Origin of the sequence: Stutzerimonas stutzeri, assembly GCF_024448895.1 — a bacterium.
Lineage (GTDB): Bacteria > Pseudomonadota > Gammaproteobacteria > Pseudomonadales > Pseudomonadaceae > Stutzerimonas > Stutzerimonas stutzeri_Q.
Map to the genome: position 1 here is coordinate 77,272 of NZ_JAMOIC010000009.1, position 16,117 is coordinate 93,388.

Genomic DNA, 16,117 nt, shown 5'->3' on the forward strand with positions numbered 1-16,117 from the left:
GGAGCCCCGGCCGGGGCCGGGGCGGGATCAATCAGCGATTGGCGAAGTACATGGTGACTTCGAAACCAATGCGCAGGTCGGTAAAAGCGGGTTTGGTCCACATAGGTCGATCCTCTTCTGGTCGTCGGTTGATCCGACGGTTTCATTAAGCACCCTATTCCGCTGAAAGCAGAATGGTACTTTGGAAGGAGACAGCGCCGTGCCTTGGTAGTGCCTCAAGACCAGCGCTGCTATGGCGCGGCTTTCAGAGCAGTGGCGCCGCTCGTCAGGTTCAAACGGGCTGGCGGGTCGCCTGCCGGTCATTCGTACCGCGCCAGGCCAGCTCATTGGTGACGGTCGCCATGGGCGAAAGCATGGCGAAATCGAACTCGGTCATCTCATCCCCGTCACGGGCGCGAATCGGCCAGTCGTGATTGGCCAGTGCCGCCTTGCCGATCGCGACCATGTCCATCTCACCTTTGTCGAGCAGCTGCTGCGCTTGCGTACCGGTTTTCACACCGCCGTTGCCGATCACGGGTATCGACACGCTCGCCTTGGCAATTGCAGACAGCGAAGGTCCCTCTGCAAACGCGGGCGCTGCGGCGTCGCCTTCGGTGGTATGCAGATAGTCCAAGCCCGCCCCCGTCAGCATGGCGATACGGATTTTCGCTTCTTCGACGCCACCTTCCCATTTCAGGTGGCTGTTGGTGACCATGATTTGCGAAAGGCGCATGCCGACGATGAACTCTGTCCCAACTGCGTCACGAACGGCTTTGATCACAGCCAGAGGCAACGCGAGGCGCGCCTGATAATCACCGCCCCACCGGTCAGTGCGTTGATTGAACTCCGCACTCATGAACTCGTGCAGCAGGTAACCATTGGCACCGTGCAGTTCAACTCCATCGAACCCTGCATCGCGCGCATGTCGTGCCGCTTGAGCGAAACCGGCGATGACTTCCTGAATTTCCTCTTCGCTTATCTCGGCAGGCGTCGAATAAGGGCCTTCGCCGCCATAGAACTTCAGCTGAGACCCTTCGGGTTGGACTGCCGAGGGCGCGACGTGACGGGCATGGTGAATGTTGCCCTGGGTCTGGGCGCCGCCATGCATGAGCTGCGCGATAAAGGCGGCGCCGGCCTGGTGCACAGCCTCGACCAGGGGGATCCAGCTGTCGCGCTGAACATCGGTCGCCAGGCCTGGCTGGTTCAAATAGCCTTGGCTGAAGGCTGTGTCGGTGTAGATGCCTTCGGAGATCAACAGACCGAATCCACCCTCGGCGAATGCCTGGTAGTAGTCGCGCATCAGCTCGTTAGCGGTGCCTTCTGGCTCGGCGCTGACTCGGGTCATCGGTGCCAGCACCACACGGTTGCGCAGGCGCAGCTGCTTGAGCTGAGTGGGTTCGAGCAATTGGGGCATTCGGGAAATCCTCGTTAACGCAGATAGTTCTGAATCTGAGGCATTGGCAGGCTTTGGAGTTCGGCGCGTGCGATGGCTGGTCGCACGCGCGCAAAAAAAACGCGGCCCGGAGGCCGCGTTGCGTTGATGAATCACCGGCCGCACCCAAACGGCCTGCAATCCCCGCACTCAGTGTGCGAGCAAGTTATTCCGGCGCGAGGGAGCGGAACGCGCCGGGTCCACCGAGTTGGGTGCCAGGCTTAGAAGAAGCCCAGCGGGTTGATGTCGTAGCTGATCAGCAGGTTCTTGGTTTGTTGATAGTGGTCGAGCATCATCTTGTGGGTTTCGCGGCCGACGCCGGATTTCTTGTAGCCGCCGAACGCAGCGTGGGCCGGGTATAGGTGATAGCAGTTGGTCCATACGCGACCAGCCTTGATCGCCCGGCCCATGCGGTAGGCACGGTTGATGTCGCGGGTCCACAGGCCGGCGCCCAGGCCGAACTCGGTGTCGTTGGCGATGGCCAGCGCCTCGGCTTCGTCCTTGAATGTGGTGATGCCGACCACTGGGCCGAAGATCTCTTCCTGGAACACGCGCATCTTGTTATTGCCCTTGAGCAGGGTCGGCTGGATGTAGTAACCGCTGGCCAGGTCGCCTTCTAGACGCTCGGCCGCGCCGCCGGTGAGCAGCTCGGCGCCTTCCTGCTGGGCGATTTCCAGGTAGCTGAGGATCTTGTCGTACTGTTGCTCTGAGGCCTGAGCACCGACCATTGTCTCGGTGTCCAGCGGGTTGCCGCGTTTGATCACCTTGATCTTCTTCATCACCTCGACCATGAAGGCGTCGTAGATAGATTCCTGCACCAGGGCGCGGGATGGGCAGGTGCACACTTCGCCCTGGTTGAAGAACGCCAGTACCAGGCCTTCGGCGGCTTTTTCGATGAACTGCGGCTCGGCGTTCATGATGTCTTCAAAGAAGATGTTCGGCGACTTGCCGCCCAGCTCCACGGTCGACGGTATGATGTTCTCGGCGGCGCACTTGAGGATGTGCGAACCGACCGGGGTGGAACCGGTAAAGGCGATCTTGGCGATACGCTTGCTGGTGGCCAGGGCCTCACCGGCTTCGCGGCCGTAGCCCTGCACTACGTTGAGCACGCCTGGCGGCAGCAGGTCGCCGATCACCTCCATCAGCACGGTGATCGACAGCGGGGTCTGCTCGGCCGGCTTGAGCACGATGCAGTTGCCGGCTGCCAGGGCCGGGGCGAGTTTCCAGGCGGCCATCAGCAGCGGGAAGTTCCACGGAATGATCTGCCCGACCACACCCAGGGGCTCATGGAAGTGATAGGCGGCGGTGTGTTCGTCGATCTCGGCGGCGCTGCCTTCCTGGGCGCGGATGCAGCCGGCGTAATAACGGAAGTGGTCGGCGGCCAGGGGCACATCGGCGTTCAGGGTTTCGCGCACGGCCTTGCCGTTGTCCCAGGTTTCGGCCACGGCCAGCAGTTCGAGGTTGGCTTCGATACGGTCGGCGATTTTCAGCAGCATCAGAGAGCGGTTCTGCACGCTGGTCTTACCCCAGGCGTCGGCAGCGGCATGGGCGGCGTCCAGCGCGCGCTCGATGTCCTCGGCGCCGGAACGCGGAAATTCGGCAATGACCTCACCGTTTACTGGCGAGGTGTTGACGAAATACTCACCTTTAACCGGCGGAACGAATTCACCGCCGATGTAGTTGCCGTAGCGTGGTTTGAAGGAAATGACGGAGCCTTCCGTACCGGGTTGGGCGTAAATCATGAGCGGCCTCTCTATTTGTTCTGCTTGGCGGAGCCTGCCTGGGGGATGGACAGGACATGGAACGATCTTAGGCAGCCCCGCTGTCGCCCCGGAATTCACCCAAGGGACAGATGCCCTCCTCATTTGGTAGTAGATCGGGGCATTCCGGTACGCTTGGCAGCGTGATACAGGCCAAGGGCGAACACGTTCGCCCCTACAAGCGTCAGTGCTGGCTTGTCACGAAGTAACCAATTCATAGCGATCACACTGGCCACTTCGAGCCGTCCGCGGCCGAACCCATTCGCCTCCACGGCGACACCAGGTCAGGCTGCTTCTGTAGGGGCGAATTCTTCGCCCAATGCCAGCAAAGCCAGCGCCTGCGATGGCCGAACCGAGCCCTGCAGGCCCAACGAAAGACCCCGCCATGGGCGGGGTCCGTTCTTTGTCAGCGCAAGGCTGCATGTCGCTGGTTGACCTGTGAGGCAATCAGCGCTTGGCGACGACCTGATCCTTCGGCAGCTTGAAGGTCCAGACCATTCCGCCCTGGTTGAAGTCCTTCACGCGTTTGGCCACTTCACCGCCCCACAGCGGTACCGCGCCGCCCCAGCCGGAAAGCACGGAGACATACTGCTCGCCGTCCATTTCCCAGGTGATCGGCGAGCCGACGATGCCCGAGCCGGTGTTGAATTCGTAAACCTTCTTGCCGGTCTTGGCATCGAACGCCATCAGGAAGCCTTCCGGGTTACCGGTGAACACAAGGTTGCCCTTGGTGGCCAACACCCCGCCCCATAGCGGCGCGTAGTTTTCATAACGCCACACTTCCTTGCCGGTCTTGGGATCGACGGCCCGCAGCACACCGATGTAATCCTCGTTCAGCGGATGAATGGTGAAGCCTGCACCGAGATAGGCCGCGCCCTTTTTGTAGGCAACACTCTCGTTCCAGATGTCCATGCTCCACTCGTTGGACGGGACGTAAAACAGGCCGGTGTCCTGACTGTAGGCCATTGGCATCCAGTTCTTTCCACCCAGGAACGACGGCGCAACCGTTACTGACTTGCCCTTGTCGGCATCGCCTGGCGCGCCAGGTCGATTGGCGTCGTCGTAGATCGGCCGACCGTCCTTATCCAGACCCTTGGCCCAGGTGATCTTGTCCACGAAGGGGAAACCGCGGATGAATTTGCCATTGGTGCGATCGAGTACGTAGAAGAACCCGTTACGGTCGGCGGTGCCGGCAGCCTTGATGGTTTTGCCGCCGTCTTCGTAATCGAAGGAGATGAGCTCATTCACTCCGTCATAGTCCCAACCGTCATGCGGCGTCGACTGGAAGTGCCACTTGATCGAGCCATCGTCCGGATCCAGTGCCAGACGAGACGACGAGAACAGGTTGTCGCCCGGGCGCAGGTGGGAGTTCCAGGGTGACGGGTTACCGGTGCCGAACAGCAGCGAGTCCGTGTCCGGATCGTAATACCCACCGAGCCAGGGCGCGGCGCCGCCGGTCTTCCAAAGGTCGCCCGGCCAGGTTTTGCCGGCTTCGCCGCCGGAAATACCGTTGTCGACCTTTTTGCCGTCTTTCATCACAAAGCCCATGTGACCTTCGACAGTTGGGCGTGACCAAAGAACTTCACCATTCTTCGGGTCATAAGCTTCGATCTTGCCGACCACACCGAACTCGCCACCGGCCACGCCGGTGATCAGCTTGCCTTTGACCACCAGCGGCGCAGCGGAGATTGAGTAGCCGGCCTTATAGTCTGCGACAGTCTTTTTCCAGACGACCTTGCCGGTGTCCTTGTTCAGCGCAACCAGCTTGGCATCCAGCGTGCCGAAGATGACGAGGTCGTCATAGAGCGCCACGCCGCGGTTGATCACGTCGCAGCACGGCATGATGCCGTCGGGCAGGCGCGCGTCGTATTGCCAGAGTTCCTTGCCCGTGCGCGCATCCACGGCAAATACACGCGAGTAGGAACCCGTGAGGTACATGACGCCGTCCTTGATCAACGGCTGAGATTCCTGGCCACGCTGTTTCTCGCCGCCTAGCGAGTATCCCCACACCGGCCGCAGTTCGGTCACGTTGCCAACGTTGAGCGTATCGAGGGTGCTGTAGCGCTGGCCTTGCAGCCCCATGCCGTTGGTCACGATCTGATCAGTGGACTTGGCGTCATCGAGAATTTCCTGATCGGTGACTGCCCATGCCGACACGCTGGAGACGGCCATGGCGGCGCAAAGCGCAGTCAGGGCGAAGGGCTTGCGAAGGCCGGTGTGCTTCATTGCGGCTACCTCTACGGGTTCATTGTTATGTCGCCGGGAAGTCTTCCCGGTCTAGTGCCGATTCTTGGATCTGGCCGCAGCCGCAACAATTACACGCAGTACCGATTTTTCTCCTCCCTTGGTAGCAATACTCCACCCAAGCCGCGACATTCCCGGGTCTCAGGAGGAGCGATACAGCACTGCCGTCGGCGTTACATGGATCAGTGCGTGGCCCTCGGTCGAGATCTCGCCGCCTGACCTCGCCGGCCTGCCCTGTTCCGGCCGTCGCACAGAAGCGATCCAAATCAGCGCGACCGCGCGACCTCATGAGCTGTCAATCATGGAACGAATTGATGCCCCCGAGACCACGCCAAGTCGATACAGTAGGCGCCTATCGATCCACGGCCTCATCCATCCACCGCCCTCAGGGCGGCAGGCGAAGCCATTCCGAATTCGAGTTCAGGCGTACGACATGAAACAGAGCTGGTCCGCGTTTCCCTGGGTGTGCTTCGCGATGTGCGTGGGCGTGATGGGCACCGCGCTCATTTCTCCGCTGTACCCGCTTTACCAGCAGGCGTGGCAGTTGCGTACCAGCGAAATTTCGTTGATTTACGTGGTGTACATGGTGGGCGCGCTGTTCGGCCTGCTGTTCATGGGGCGTCTGTCGGATACGCTTGGTTTCCGCAGGGTCATGCTGACCGGCCTGATACTCGGCTGGGGCGGGACGCTGGTGACGATGCTTGCGTGGAACCTGCCGAGTCTGAACATCGGTCGCTTTGCGGTGGGGCTGTCATCCAGCCTGATCGTCACCAGCGCCTCGGTGGGCCTGGTGCAGATATCCCGCGATGGGGCCTCCCAGCGGATATCAATGATCACCAGTTTCCTGCTGGCCTTAGGCTTCGGTCTCGGCCCGCTCACCGGTGGCGTTATTGGCCAGTGGCTGCCGTACCCATTGGTCGTTACCTACCTGCCCTCTCTAGGCCTTGGCGTGCTGGCTGTCTTTGCCTTGCTGCGGGTGCAGCTCAAACCTCACCCGGAACTCGCCGCCGCATCACCGCTTGGCTGGCGCACCTTCATTCCGCGCCTGACCTGGGCCAAACGAAGCGACGCATTGGCCTTCCTGCTTACCTGCGCCTGCCCTTTTTTCGCCTTTGGCGTGTTTGGCATCTACGCGTCGATGGCACCGTTGTTCCTGGAAAAGATGCTGCCGTGGCATGGCCCAGTGGTCAGCGGCACGTCCATCGGCGTAATCCTGCTGGCATCTGCCATGGTGCAACTTGCCTGCGCCCCGATGAGCTTGCGCTGGTGCGGTCTGCTTGGATTGCTGGCGGTGGTGTTGAGCAACGCGATGCTGGTGCTCAACTTTGCGGTCGGCTCCTCGCTGGTGTTCATCATCGGCGTTTGCGCTGCTGCCGCGGCCCACGGGATGTGCCTCCTGGCCGGCATCAGCATGGTCAACCGCATCGCCAGTCCAGCCGAGCGCTCGGGACTGATATCGACTTATCTGGTATGCGGCTACGTTGGCGCCATCGCACCGCTGCTTGGCGCTGGCTGGGTCGCGGACCATTACGGGCTGCCCATGGCGATCAGCCTTCTGGGCTGGGTGGTCATCGCGCTTGCCACGCCGCTTGCTGTCTGGTTTTTTCTGCACCCACGGATGCAAGCGAGGTGAAGGCCGTTGTGAGCCGTTCCAGACGCGAAGCGCATCGGAACAACTACGCAGATCGTCCAGTGGACGAGCTTATTGATCAGCAACCAGACGGTAACCAACCCCAGCCTCGGTAACGATGAACCGGGGTGCCGCCGGATCGTCCCCGAGCTTGCGCCTGAGATGCCCGACAACGACCCGCAGGTAGTGAGTGTCGCCGCTGTGGCTTGGCCCCCATATGTCCTTGAGCAACTGTTGCTGAGTTACGACCCGGCCAATGTGATGAGCGAGCGCAGCCAGGACTGCATATTCCTTGCGGGTCAGGCTGATTTCCTGCCCATCCAGGCTGACGCGCCTGTAGGCAAAGTCGATGCATAGCGGGCCTGACAAGGTTTGAGCTGCGCCGGTGGCCGCGGGTTGCTTGTCGCGCAGCAGCACTCTGACCCGCGCGAGAAACTCCTGAATTCCGAAGGGTTTGGTCACGTAGTCGTTCGCGCCGCCATCAAGGGCCATCACCTTTTCCGCTTCGCTGGAGCGTACGGACAGGACGAGCACCGGGACCTGCGTCCACTCGCGCAGTTCGCGCAGCACCGCCTGGCCGTCCAGATCTGGCAGCCCCAGGTCGAGCACGACAAGGTCGGGCTTTTCCAGCGCAGCGCAGGCCAACCCATCCCGACCATTACCGCCTTCGATCACGCGATAACCCTGGGAGCCAAGGCTGATACGCAGAAACTTCCGGATCTGCGGCTCGTCATCGATGATCAGGATGGTTGCTTGCTGACTCAAGAAAGATCGTTCTCCAAATGAGGCTGGGGCTGCAATGGCAGCTCCAGTGTGACACTCGTCCCGCGGCCGTCGAGACCTTCTCCAACCGACACGCGCCCGCCATGCGTCCCAATCATGCCCTGGCAGATGGCAAGCCCCAGACCGGTGCCAGGCCCGCCTCGGTCGCCGCGCGCAGCGGTGTAGAACATATCGAAGATTTTCGCGCGCTCGGCCTCGGGCACGCCCGGCCCCTCGTCACTGACGATGAAGCGCAGGCTGCTGGCATCAACATGCACGGCGATCTGCAGTCGCCCATTAGGTGGCGAGAACCGCGCAGCGTTCTCCAATACATTGACCAGCGCCTGTTCGATCAGCGCCGGATGCACGAACAACAGTGGCAGCGAATCGGGTAGCAGCACCTCGACCCGCAGCTCGGCGAGCACGCGCTGCAGGCGCTGCAGTGCGCTGGCGATGATATCGGCTGGTGTGGTCCAGTCCCTGATCAGCTTCAAGCCGCCATGCCCGAGCCGCGTCATGTCCAGCAGATTCTGGATGTATCGATCCAGACGCTCGGCTTCATCACGCGTTGCCTCCAGAAGCTCCTGTCGGTCAGCCTCGCTCATGCTGTGGCCCAGACTCGCCAGGCTGTCGATGGAGCCCCGCATGGCCGTGAGCGGTGTGCGCAGATCATGAGAAACGGATGCCAGTAGCGCACTTCGCAGTTCCTCTGTTTGACCATGCAGGCGCGCCGCCTCCAACTCTTCGGCCAGGGTGGCGCGCCCAAGAGCCTGCGCGATGGGCTGAGCCAGCGCGGCGATAAGGCGCCGCCTTGAGGGCCCCGGAGCTGTTCCCACAGAACGAATGCCCAGCAACCCCAGCGGCTGCCCGTCGGCGTTTAGCGGCTGCCACCACCATCGACTGTTCGGTAGCGTATCGGTGCCCTGCCCCGCTGGCTGCCCGTGCTTCAACGACCAGTCGGCCGCCGCCTGCTCTTCATCGTTCAGAACCGGAGTAGCGTCAGAGACGTACGACCAGTGCCCATGCGCGCCAGGCGCTGCGTCACTGCGCGTTGCGACCACAGCTTCCGTGTTTGCCAGCTGTTGCAATTGACGGACCGCCGCCGAAGCGACCGCCCGCACATCGGTCGCGGCGCCGAGCTGACGGGAAAGATCGAGCAATGCTGTGGTTTCAGCCTGCGTCTGGCGCAGCGCTTGAACCTGGCGACGTTGCCGGCTGGCGAGATTGCCAGCGAGGACGGCCATCAGAAGGAAAAACAGGAGGGTCAGTACGTCCTCCTGCCGAGCGACGATGAAGGTGAACGTCGGCGGAATGAACAGAAAGTCGTACAACAGAAACGAAAGGCCCGCGCAGGCCAATGCAGGCCCAAGGCTGCTCCGCACCGCCACCACCAGCACGGCAGCCAGGAAAACCAGCGATATGTTGGGCAACGCCAGGTAGCGTGCCAACAGCAGCGCGACGGCCGTGGCTGCTACGGTCGCCAACCCGGCAAGCAGGTAATCATGCCAATCCGCTGGGGGTTGTACGCGCCTTTTTGGCGCGGTCTTAGCTGGTTCCTGAGCAAGCACGCTGATCTCAAGCCCGCGGCCCGCTTTGATCAATTGCTCCGCGACCGAGCCCTTGAGCCACACCTTCCACCCAAAGCGTGATTGATCACGTCGGCCGACCAGCACGAGGGTGGCGCGGCGCTCAACGGCATGATCCAGCAGTGATCGCGCGACTCGCTCGGCGCGCAGCTCCACGACTTCACCGCCAAGACGCTCGGCGAGCTGCTGGGCCGATTGCAGATAGCCAAGCTGAAGCTCGTCCTTGCTCGTGCCCGTATCTATGTGGACCACCGACCAGGGTAGATGCCGCCGCTCGGCGACCCTGGCAGCGTGACGCACCAAGCCCTCGGCGTGGACATCCCCATCGATTCCCACCAGCAGGCGGCCCCTGACGGCCGGCGCGGTTTGCCCCAACAGACGATGGCGCCGATGCAGGTCGGCATCGACCCGCGCAGCTGCTGTCTGCATGGCCAGCTCGCGTAGAGCGGTCAGGTTGGTCTGAGTGAAGAAGGCATCAATTGCCGCACGTGCCTGCTCCGGAACGTAGACCTTGCCTTCGCGCAGGCGCTCCAGCAGCTCACGCGGCGGCAGGTCGATCAGCAGGATGTCGTCGGCCTGCTGAAGGATCCAGTCAGGCACGGTCTCCCTGACCTGCACCCCGGTGATTGCACGCACCTGATCGTTGAGGCTTTCCAGATGCTGCACGTTGACGGTGGTGTAGACATCGAGACCGGCGTCGAGCAGCTCCAGTACATCCTGCCAGCGTTTGCTGTGCCGGCTACCAGGCGCGTTGCTGTGGGCCAGCTCGTCAACCAGAATCAGCCCCGGACGCGCTTCGAGCAATCCGTCCAGGTCCATTTCGACCAGGCTAACGCCCCGATAGTCGCTGCGGGTCATGGGCTGTTCCGCCAGGCCGACGCACATCGCCTCGGTTTCGGAACGCCCATGGGTCTCGACGACGCCAATCCGCACGTCGCGACCCGACTGCCGCTGACGCTGGGCGGCCTGGAGCATGGCGTAGGTCTTGCCGACGCCGGGCGCGGCGCCGAGAAAGACCTTGAGCCGCCCGCGTCCTTCTCGGGGCGTGTCGTCTAGAAACGCATCCGCACGCTGGGCATTGCTCATTCATATCACTCGTCTGGATCGGGCCGTGGATTGTCCGCCAACGCCAGGTTCAGAGCCAGTACGTTGACCACGGCAGGCCCCACCAGCGGCGTCACTTTCAGGGCGTCGATCAGGTCATTCAGGCGCTCTTGCGGCAGACCACGCGCGGCTGAAACACGTGCTGCCTGGAATCTGGCTGCAGCCACCGAGAGGTGTGGGTCAAGGCCGCTGCCGGAGGTTGTCACCAACTCGATCGGGACTGGCCGCTCAGCCGTGCCGCCCCATTGGCTCGCGTATTCACGGACCTTGTCAGCAAGCTCAGGGTTGCTTGGGGCCAGGTTACTGGCACCACTTGCCACAGTTGCGTAATCGCCTGCGGACGGGCGCGGTTGAAACCATTCCGAGCCAGCGAACGGCTGCGCCAGTAGGTTACTGCCCCTGACCTGCCCCGCTGCATCTCGGACCAAGCTGCCATTGGCCTGGTCAGCAAATGCCAGCTGCGCCACTGCGGTAACGGTCAGGGGATAAATGACGCCGGTAATCAGCGTCATCAGGATCAGCGCGGCAAGCGCTGGGCGGAAGTGCATGAACATGTGCGTTTCTCCAAATGGTCGCGCCGCCTGGGCGCGGCGAGACTCAGACCAGACCCAGTCCGGTCAGAAGCAGATCGATGAGTTTGATACCGACAAAGGGTGCGACCAGCCCGCCCAGGCCGTAGATCACCAGGTTGCGGCGCAACAGGCTGGCCGAGTCGACGGCTTTCACGTTAACGCCGCGCAGCGCCAGCGGAATCAGGGCGACGATGATCAGCGCGTTGAACACGATCGCAGACAGAATTGCACTGGCAGAGCTGTGAAGTTGCACCACGTTCAGTGCCGATAGCTGCGGATAGATGCCTATGAACAGTGCCGGCAGGATCGCGAAGTATTTCGCCACATCGTTGGCTATCGAGAACGTCGTCAGCGCACCCCGTGTGACCAGCAACTGCTTACCGACCTGCACCACATCCAGCAGCTTGGTCGGGTCCGAATCCAGGTCCACCAGGTTGGCAGCCTCACGTGCAGCCTGGGTGCCGTCATTCATTGCCATGCCCACATCAGCCTGTGCCAGGGCCGGTGCGTCATTGGCCCCGTCGCCACACATCGCAACCATCTTGCCTTCGGCCTGTTCCTGGCGAATCCGCTGCAACTTCTTTTCCGGCGTCGCTTCGGCAATGAGGTCATCGACACCAGCCTCGGCAGCGATTGCGGCCGCGGTCAGAGGATTGTCACCCGTGACCATCACGGTACGGATGCCCAGCTGGCGCAGCTCGGCAAAGCGCTCGCGGATGCCAGGCTTGACCACATCCTTGAGGTGAATCGCGCCCAGCAAGCGATCGTCGGCGCATACCAGCAGCGGGGTTCCTCCGCTCTTCGCGATGGACTGCACCTCTCGGGCCAGCACTGCCGGCATCTGCTCGCGATCCATGCCCAGATGGCCGAGCACGGCGTCTACCGCACCCTTTCTATAACGTCGGCCTTCGTGATCGGCACCGGACAGACGGGTTTCGGCGGTAAAGGGAATGGCCGTGCACTCATGGCCAACAGGTTCTTTTACCGGGGCCAGCCCACGCAGGTATTCGACGATGGATTTACCTTCGACGGTATCGTCGGCCAGAGAGGACAACAGTGCCGCCCAGGACAGCTCCGTTGCCGTGACGCCTTGCGCCTTGACCATCGCCGTGCAGCGGCGATTACCAAAAGTGATGGTCCCGGTCTTGTCCAGCAGCAACACCTGCACGTCACCGGCAGCCTCCACCGCCCGTCCCGACTTGGCGATCACGTTGAGGCGTACCAGCCTGTCCATACCCGCGATGCCGATCGCAGAGAGCAGCCCGCCGATGGTCGTTGGGATGAGCGTCACCAGCAGAGCCACCAGGTACACCAGTGGAAGGTCGCCGCCGGCAAATCGGGCGAAAGGTTGTAGCGTCGCCACCACCAGCAGGAAGATCAGGGTCAGCCCGATCAGCAGTACGTCGAGTGCGACCTCGTTGGGAGTCTTCTGGCGCTTGGCGCCTTCTACCAGTGCGATCATCCGGTCCAGCGTCGATTCACCTGGATCGCTGCTGATCCGCACGAGCAGCCAGTCCGACACGACGCGGGTATTGCCGGTTACCGCTGAACGATCCCCGCCCGACTCTCGGATGACCGGAGCCGACTCGCCCGTGATGGCGGCCTCGTTCACCGCCGCAATGCCTTCGATGACTTCGCCGTCGCCCGGGATCAGTTCACCGGCAACCACTCGCACCACATCACCGCGCCGCAAGCTGCTGGCGGCAACACTGCGAAACTCACCGGTATCGGTTTGCAAGCGGGCTTCGAGGCCCTGCGATCCCGCTTTCAAGCTGTCAGCACGGGCTTTGCCTCGCCCTTCTGCCAGCGCTTCGGCAAAGTTGGCGAAGAGCACCGTGAACCAGAGCCAGAATGCGATCTGAACGGCTACACCCGTGCTGACTGCGGCGCTGGGAATCAGGCACAGCGCAGTCGTGAGCACAGCTGTTAGCTCGACCACCAACATGACCGGCGAGCGCGACAGCGTGCGCGGATCGAGCTTGACGAAAGCCTGGCGCAGCGCCGGCTTGCACAGCGAAGCGAAGGAGGTAGAAGTGGGTTGCTCGGCACCTTCGAGTGCCGTTTGATGGACGTTCATCATGACGCTCCTCAGAAGCCCTGCAGCAGGAAGAAATGTTCAGCGACCGGCCCCAGTGCCAGTACCGGCAGGAATGTGAGCCCACCGACCAGCAGGATCACCAGGGTCAGCAGCACCACGAACAGCGGGCCGTGGGTGGGGAAGTTGTTGGCATCGACCGGTGCGCGGTTCTTGGCTGCCAGGCCACCGGCGATTGCCAGCACGGGCAGGATGAAACCGAAGCGGCCCAGCAACATGGCGAATGCGATCATCAGGTTGTGGTAAGGCGTACCGGCTCCGAACCCGGCGAAGGCCGACCCGTTGTTGCCCGTGCCAGAGGTGTAGGCGTAGAGGATCTGGCTGAGGCCGTGAGGCCCCGGATTGGCAATCGACTCGGCAGGCCCTGACAAACTGACGCCGAGCGCCGTGAGCACAAGCACACCCACGGGCATCACCAGCAGCGTCGCGACCAGCAGGCGAACCTCGCGCGCTTCCAGTTTCTTGCCCAAGTACTCCGGCGTGCGACCAATCATCAGGCCAGCCAGGAACACCGTGATCAGGACGAACAGCAGCATGCCGTACAGCCCGGCGCCGACGCCGCCGAAGATGATTTCGCCGAGCATCATGTTGACGAGCGGCACCATGCCACCCAGCGCACTGAAGCTGTCATGCATGGCATTGACTGAGCCATTGGACGCTGCACTCGTGGTGGTCGCCCATAGCGCGGATGCCGCGACGCCGAACCGACTTTCCTTGCCCTCGAGCGAGCCACCCTGCTCCACCGCCAGGCCCGCAAGAGCCGGGTTCGCCTGATGTTCCGCTACCAGCGTGACACCTAACCCGAGGGTGAATACGAGCAGCATGCAGGCCAGGATCGCTCGGCTCTGACGCAAGTCGCGCACGTAGTGCCCGAACATGAAGACCAGCGCTGCGGGAATCAGGATGATCGATACGACTTCGAACAGATTGCTCCACGCGGTCGGGTTCTCGAAGGGGTGCGCCGAGTTGACGCCAAAGAAGCCGCCGCCATTGGTGCCAAGCTGTTTGATGGCGATCTGGCTGGCCGCAGGGCCCAGGGGAATGCTCTGCTCGCCACCTTGCATTGTGACGGCCTGAACATAACTGGCCAGGCTTTGCGGAACGCCCTGCCAGACGAGCAGCAGCGCAAGCACCAGGCAGAACGGCAACAGGCCATAGAGGACGGCTCGGGTCAGATCGACCCAGAAGTTGCCAATTTCCTTGGCGGAGCGACGCGAGAGTGCTCGACAAAACACCACCAGCACCGCAAGGCCAACCGCAGGACTGACGAAGTTCTGTACGCCCAGGCCCAGCATCTGGCTGAAATAGCTGAGCTGGGATTCCCCGCTGTAAGCCTGCCAGTTGGTGTTGGTCACGAAGCTCACGGCGGTGTTGAGCGCGAGATGCCATTCCATGCCGGGAATGCCTTGCGGATTCAGCGGAAGGCTCGCCTGCAACATCAGGATCGCGAACAGCACGATCAGGCTGACAGCGGTCAAGGCCAACAGCGCCAGGCTATAGCCCTTCCAATCCTGCTCACGGTTTTCGTCGACGCCTGCAACCCGATAACACAGGCGTTCGACTGGCAGGAGCAATGGGGTTAGCCAGGTGCGTTCACCCTCCATGACTCGGAACAGGTAACGCCCCAGCCAGGTTGCCGGCAACAGCACCAGTATGAAAAAGGCCGCAATCAGCCAGTAATCGTTGGCGTGCATGCGACCTCCTAGCTGCGTTCGGTGCGCAGCAGCGCGACCAGAAGGTAGATGAACAAAATGATTGCCAGGCCCAGCGAGAGCCCGTCGAGGAATGTCATGGGTGCTGTACTCCGAATTCGCATCAGTGCGGTACGGAGATTTTCAGAGCGGGGGGCGTAAAGATTCGATTGCGTGACCAACGCAGCGGCGTAAAGAAAGCGTATTTTTTTGGGATCAGCGATCAGCGAACCCTGGTGGCCGTGGCGTAACGGCTAGCCCGCTATTAGCAGTTCATGGACAGGAAGCCGTTGCGACGCTTGGCGGATCAAGCCCGTGTCGGCTTCTGACGGCGGGCCATTTCATCAGCCTGAACGGGCATCACTTGTCGTCAGGTTGCACCTGATACAGCTCCGGTAGTTCGTAGCGCAGGCCGTAGCTGGCGTAGATGCGCTCCACTACACCGTCCTTTATCAGCCCTTCCAACTCGCCCTCCAGTGCGTAGGCCAGTTGGCGGTTGGACTCGTGAACCGCCATGCCGAGGTCCCAGACCTGCTTGCCCATGTTCGGGTAGGCGTTGTCAGCGAGCTTGATATGCTCGTCCGCCGCCTGGCCGAGCATCCATTCAATCTCGCCGCGCATGGCCATGGTCGCATCCACATCGCCAGCACGCATGGCCGCGAAGGCGCCCTGTGCGGTCGGATAGTGGTGCAGCATTTTGGCGATGCTGCCGTTGAATACGGACGCCAGATAGAACGACGGCACGCTTTCAACTTCCACCCCGACCGGGTGGTAACGCAGCACGCCGACGCTTGATAGCTCGTCGATGCGTCGATCGTCATAGGCCGTCTGCCAGCGCTCATGCTGATAGGGACCGAACATCACGACCAGCTCGTTGATCAGCTCGCCCAGCTCGTTCTGCTTGTAGGAAAACTCGCGGTCGTAGGGCACCCGCATCATCACGTCGGCGAGCACGTTCGGACGCAGGTAATGCCCTTTCCAGATGAAGTTGCGCAGGTCGCCGTCCAGCGTCTCGTCCGGCGTGACCCATAGCAGTTCCAGCTCCAGATCGAGTCCGGCGGCCAGCTTGCGCGCCAGATCGACATCCACACCGCGCGCCTCGCCGTCAGCCATGAAGCTGTAGGGCGGGAAGTTCTCGTACATCGCGACCTTGAGGGTGCCCGAATCGATGATGTCGTCGAATGCGCGCACCTTGACCACATCGGCCTGGGCCAGGACACAGAAGAACAGGCAGAAACCCGCGAGTAACTGGCGCATGGCAA

General features: G+C 62.0%; 12 protein-coding genes. 1 reads left to right on the forward strand and 11 read right to left on the reverse strand.

Going from position 1 to position 16,117, the window contains the following annotated elements; genetic code table 11:
* Positions 1-31: 31 nt before the first annotated feature.
* From pqqA to NA619_RS12815, 4 genes are all read right to left on the reverse strand, one after another.
* On the reverse strand, positions 32-103 hold the full coding sequence (gene pqqA, locus NA619_RS12800; protein WP_003253598.1) for a pyrroloquinoline quinone precursor peptide PqqA: 72 nt from the start codon (positions 101-103) through the stop codon (positions 32-34).
* A gap of 168 nt (positions 104-271) precedes the next feature.
* Positions 272-1,393: a tRNA-dihydrouridine synthase gene (locus tag NA619_RS12805; protein WP_255962232.1), complete on the reverse strand. Its 1,122-nt coding sequence runs from the start codon at positions 1,391-1,393 to the stop codon at positions 272-274.
* A gap of 239 nt (positions 1,394-1,632) precedes the next feature.
* A complete protein-coding gene (gene exaC / locus NA619_RS12810) occupies positions 1,633-3,153 on the reverse strand; it encodes an acetaldehyde dehydrogenase ExaC (protein WP_255962233.1) in 1,521 nt (506 codons plus the stop codon).
* A gap of 465 nt (positions 3,154-3,618) precedes the next feature.
* A complete protein-coding gene (locus NA619_RS12815; RefSeq protein ID WP_255962235.1) occupies positions 3,619-5,397 on the reverse strand; it encodes a PQQ-dependent methanol/ethanol family dehydrogenase in 1,779 nt (592 codons plus the stop codon).
* 451 nt (positions 5,398-5,848) lie between these two features.
* Between NA619_RS12815 and NA619_RS12820 the strand changes: the two genes are divergently transcribed.
* Complete coding sequence (locus NA619_RS12820; protein ID WP_255962236.1) at positions 5,849-7,048, forward strand: MFS transporter; 1,200 nt, start codon at positions 5,849-5,851, stop codon at positions 7,046-7,048.
* A 69-nt stretch (positions 7,049-7,117) separates the two neighbouring features.
* Here NA619_RS12820 and NA619_RS12825 read toward each other — a convergent pair whose 3' ends face one another.
* From NA619_RS12825 to NA619_RS12855, 7 genes are all read right to left on the reverse strand, one after another.
* Positions 7,118-7,810, reverse strand: a complete 693-nt coding sequence (locus NA619_RS12825) for a response regulator (RefSeq protein WP_255962237.1) — start codon at positions 7,808-7,810, stop codon at positions 7,118-7,120.
* The gene (locus NA619_RS12830; RefSeq protein WP_255962238.1) at positions 7,807-10,479 is read right to left on the reverse strand and encodes a sensor histidine kinase; all 2,673 of its coding nucleotides are present in this window, start codon (positions 10,477-10,479) and stop codon (positions 7,807-7,809) included. The genes NA619_RS12825 and NA619_RS12830 overlap by 4 nt, the downstream gene beginning before the upstream one ends.
* Before the next feature lie 5 nt (positions 10,480-10,484).
* On the reverse strand, positions 10,485-11,051 hold the full coding sequence (kdpC, locus tag NA619_RS12835; RefSeq protein ID WP_255962239.1) for a potassium-transporting ATPase subunit KdpC: 567 nt from the start codon (positions 11,049-11,051) through the stop codon (positions 10,485-10,487).
* Between the two features lie 43 nt (positions 11,052-11,094).
* A complete protein-coding gene (kdpB, locus tag NA619_RS12840) occupies positions 11,095-13,146 on the reverse strand; it encodes a potassium-transporting ATPase subunit KdpB (RefSeq protein WP_255962240.1) in 2,052 nt (683 codons plus the stop codon).
* A gap of 11 nt (positions 13,147-13,157) precedes the next feature.
* Complete coding sequence (kdpA, locus tag NA619_RS12845; RefSeq protein WP_255962241.1) at positions 13,158-14,858, reverse strand: potassium-transporting ATPase subunit KdpA; 1,701 nt, start codon at positions 14,856-14,858, stop codon at positions 13,158-13,160.
* Between the two features lie 8 nt (positions 14,859-14,866).
* The gene (gene kdpF / locus NA619_RS12850) at positions 14,867-14,956 is read right to left on the reverse strand and encodes a K(+)-transporting ATPase subunit F (protein WP_122166583.1); all 90 of its coding nucleotides are present in this window, start codon (positions 14,954-14,956) and stop codon (positions 14,867-14,869) included.
* Positions 14,957-15,215: 259 nt separating this feature from the next.
* Positions 15,216-16,112 carry a substrate-binding periplasmic protein gene (locus NA619_RS12855; protein ID WP_255962242.1) on the reverse strand — a complete coding sequence of 299 codons (897 nt, stop codon included), beginning with the start codon at positions 16,110-16,112 and terminating at the stop codon, positions 15,216-15,218.
* Between the last annotated feature and the right edge of the window lie 5 nt (positions 16,113-16,117).

Excerpts from the sequence above, each read along its gene's own strand:
- NA619_RS12805 (WP_255962232.1), bottom strand. The coding sequence starts at position 1,393 with ATGCCCCAATTGCTCGAACCCACTCAGCTCAAGCAGCTGCGCCTGCGC.
- exaC (WP_255962233.1), bottom strand. The coding sequence starts at position 3,153 with ATGATTTACGCCCAACCCGGTACGGAAGGCTCCGTCATTTCCTTCAAA.
- NA619_RS12815 (WP_255962235.1), bottom strand. The coding sequence starts at position 5,397 with ATGAAGCACACCGGCCTTCGCAAGCCCTTCGCCCTGACTGCGCTTTGC.
- NA619_RS12820 (WP_255962236.1), top strand. The coding sequence starts at position 5,849 with ATGAAACAGAGCTGGTCCGCGTTTCCCTGGGTGTGCTTCGCGATGTGC.
- NA619_RS12830 (WP_255962238.1), bottom strand. The coding sequence starts at position 10,479 with ATGAGCAATGCCCAGCGTGCGGATGCGTTTCTAGACGACACGCCCCGA.
- kdpC (WP_255962239.1), bottom strand. The coding sequence starts at position 11,051 with ATGTTCATGCACTTCCGCCCAGCGCTTGCCGCGCTGATCCTGATGACG.
- kdpB (WP_255962240.1), bottom strand. The coding sequence starts at position 13,146 with ATGAACGTCCATCAAACGGCACTCGAAGGTGCCGAGCAACCCACTTCT.
- kdpA (WP_255962241.1), bottom strand. The coding sequence starts at position 14,858 with ATGCACGCCAACGATTACTGGCTGATTGCGGCCTTTTTCATACTGGTG.
- kdpF (WP_122166583.1), bottom strand. The coding sequence starts at position 14,956 with ATGACATTCCTCGACGGGCTCTCGCTGGGCCTGGCAATCATTTTGTTC.
- NA619_RS12855 (WP_255962242.1), bottom strand. The coding sequence starts at position 16,112 with ATGCGCCAGTTACTCGCGGGTTTCTGCCTGTTCTTCTGTGTCCTGGCC.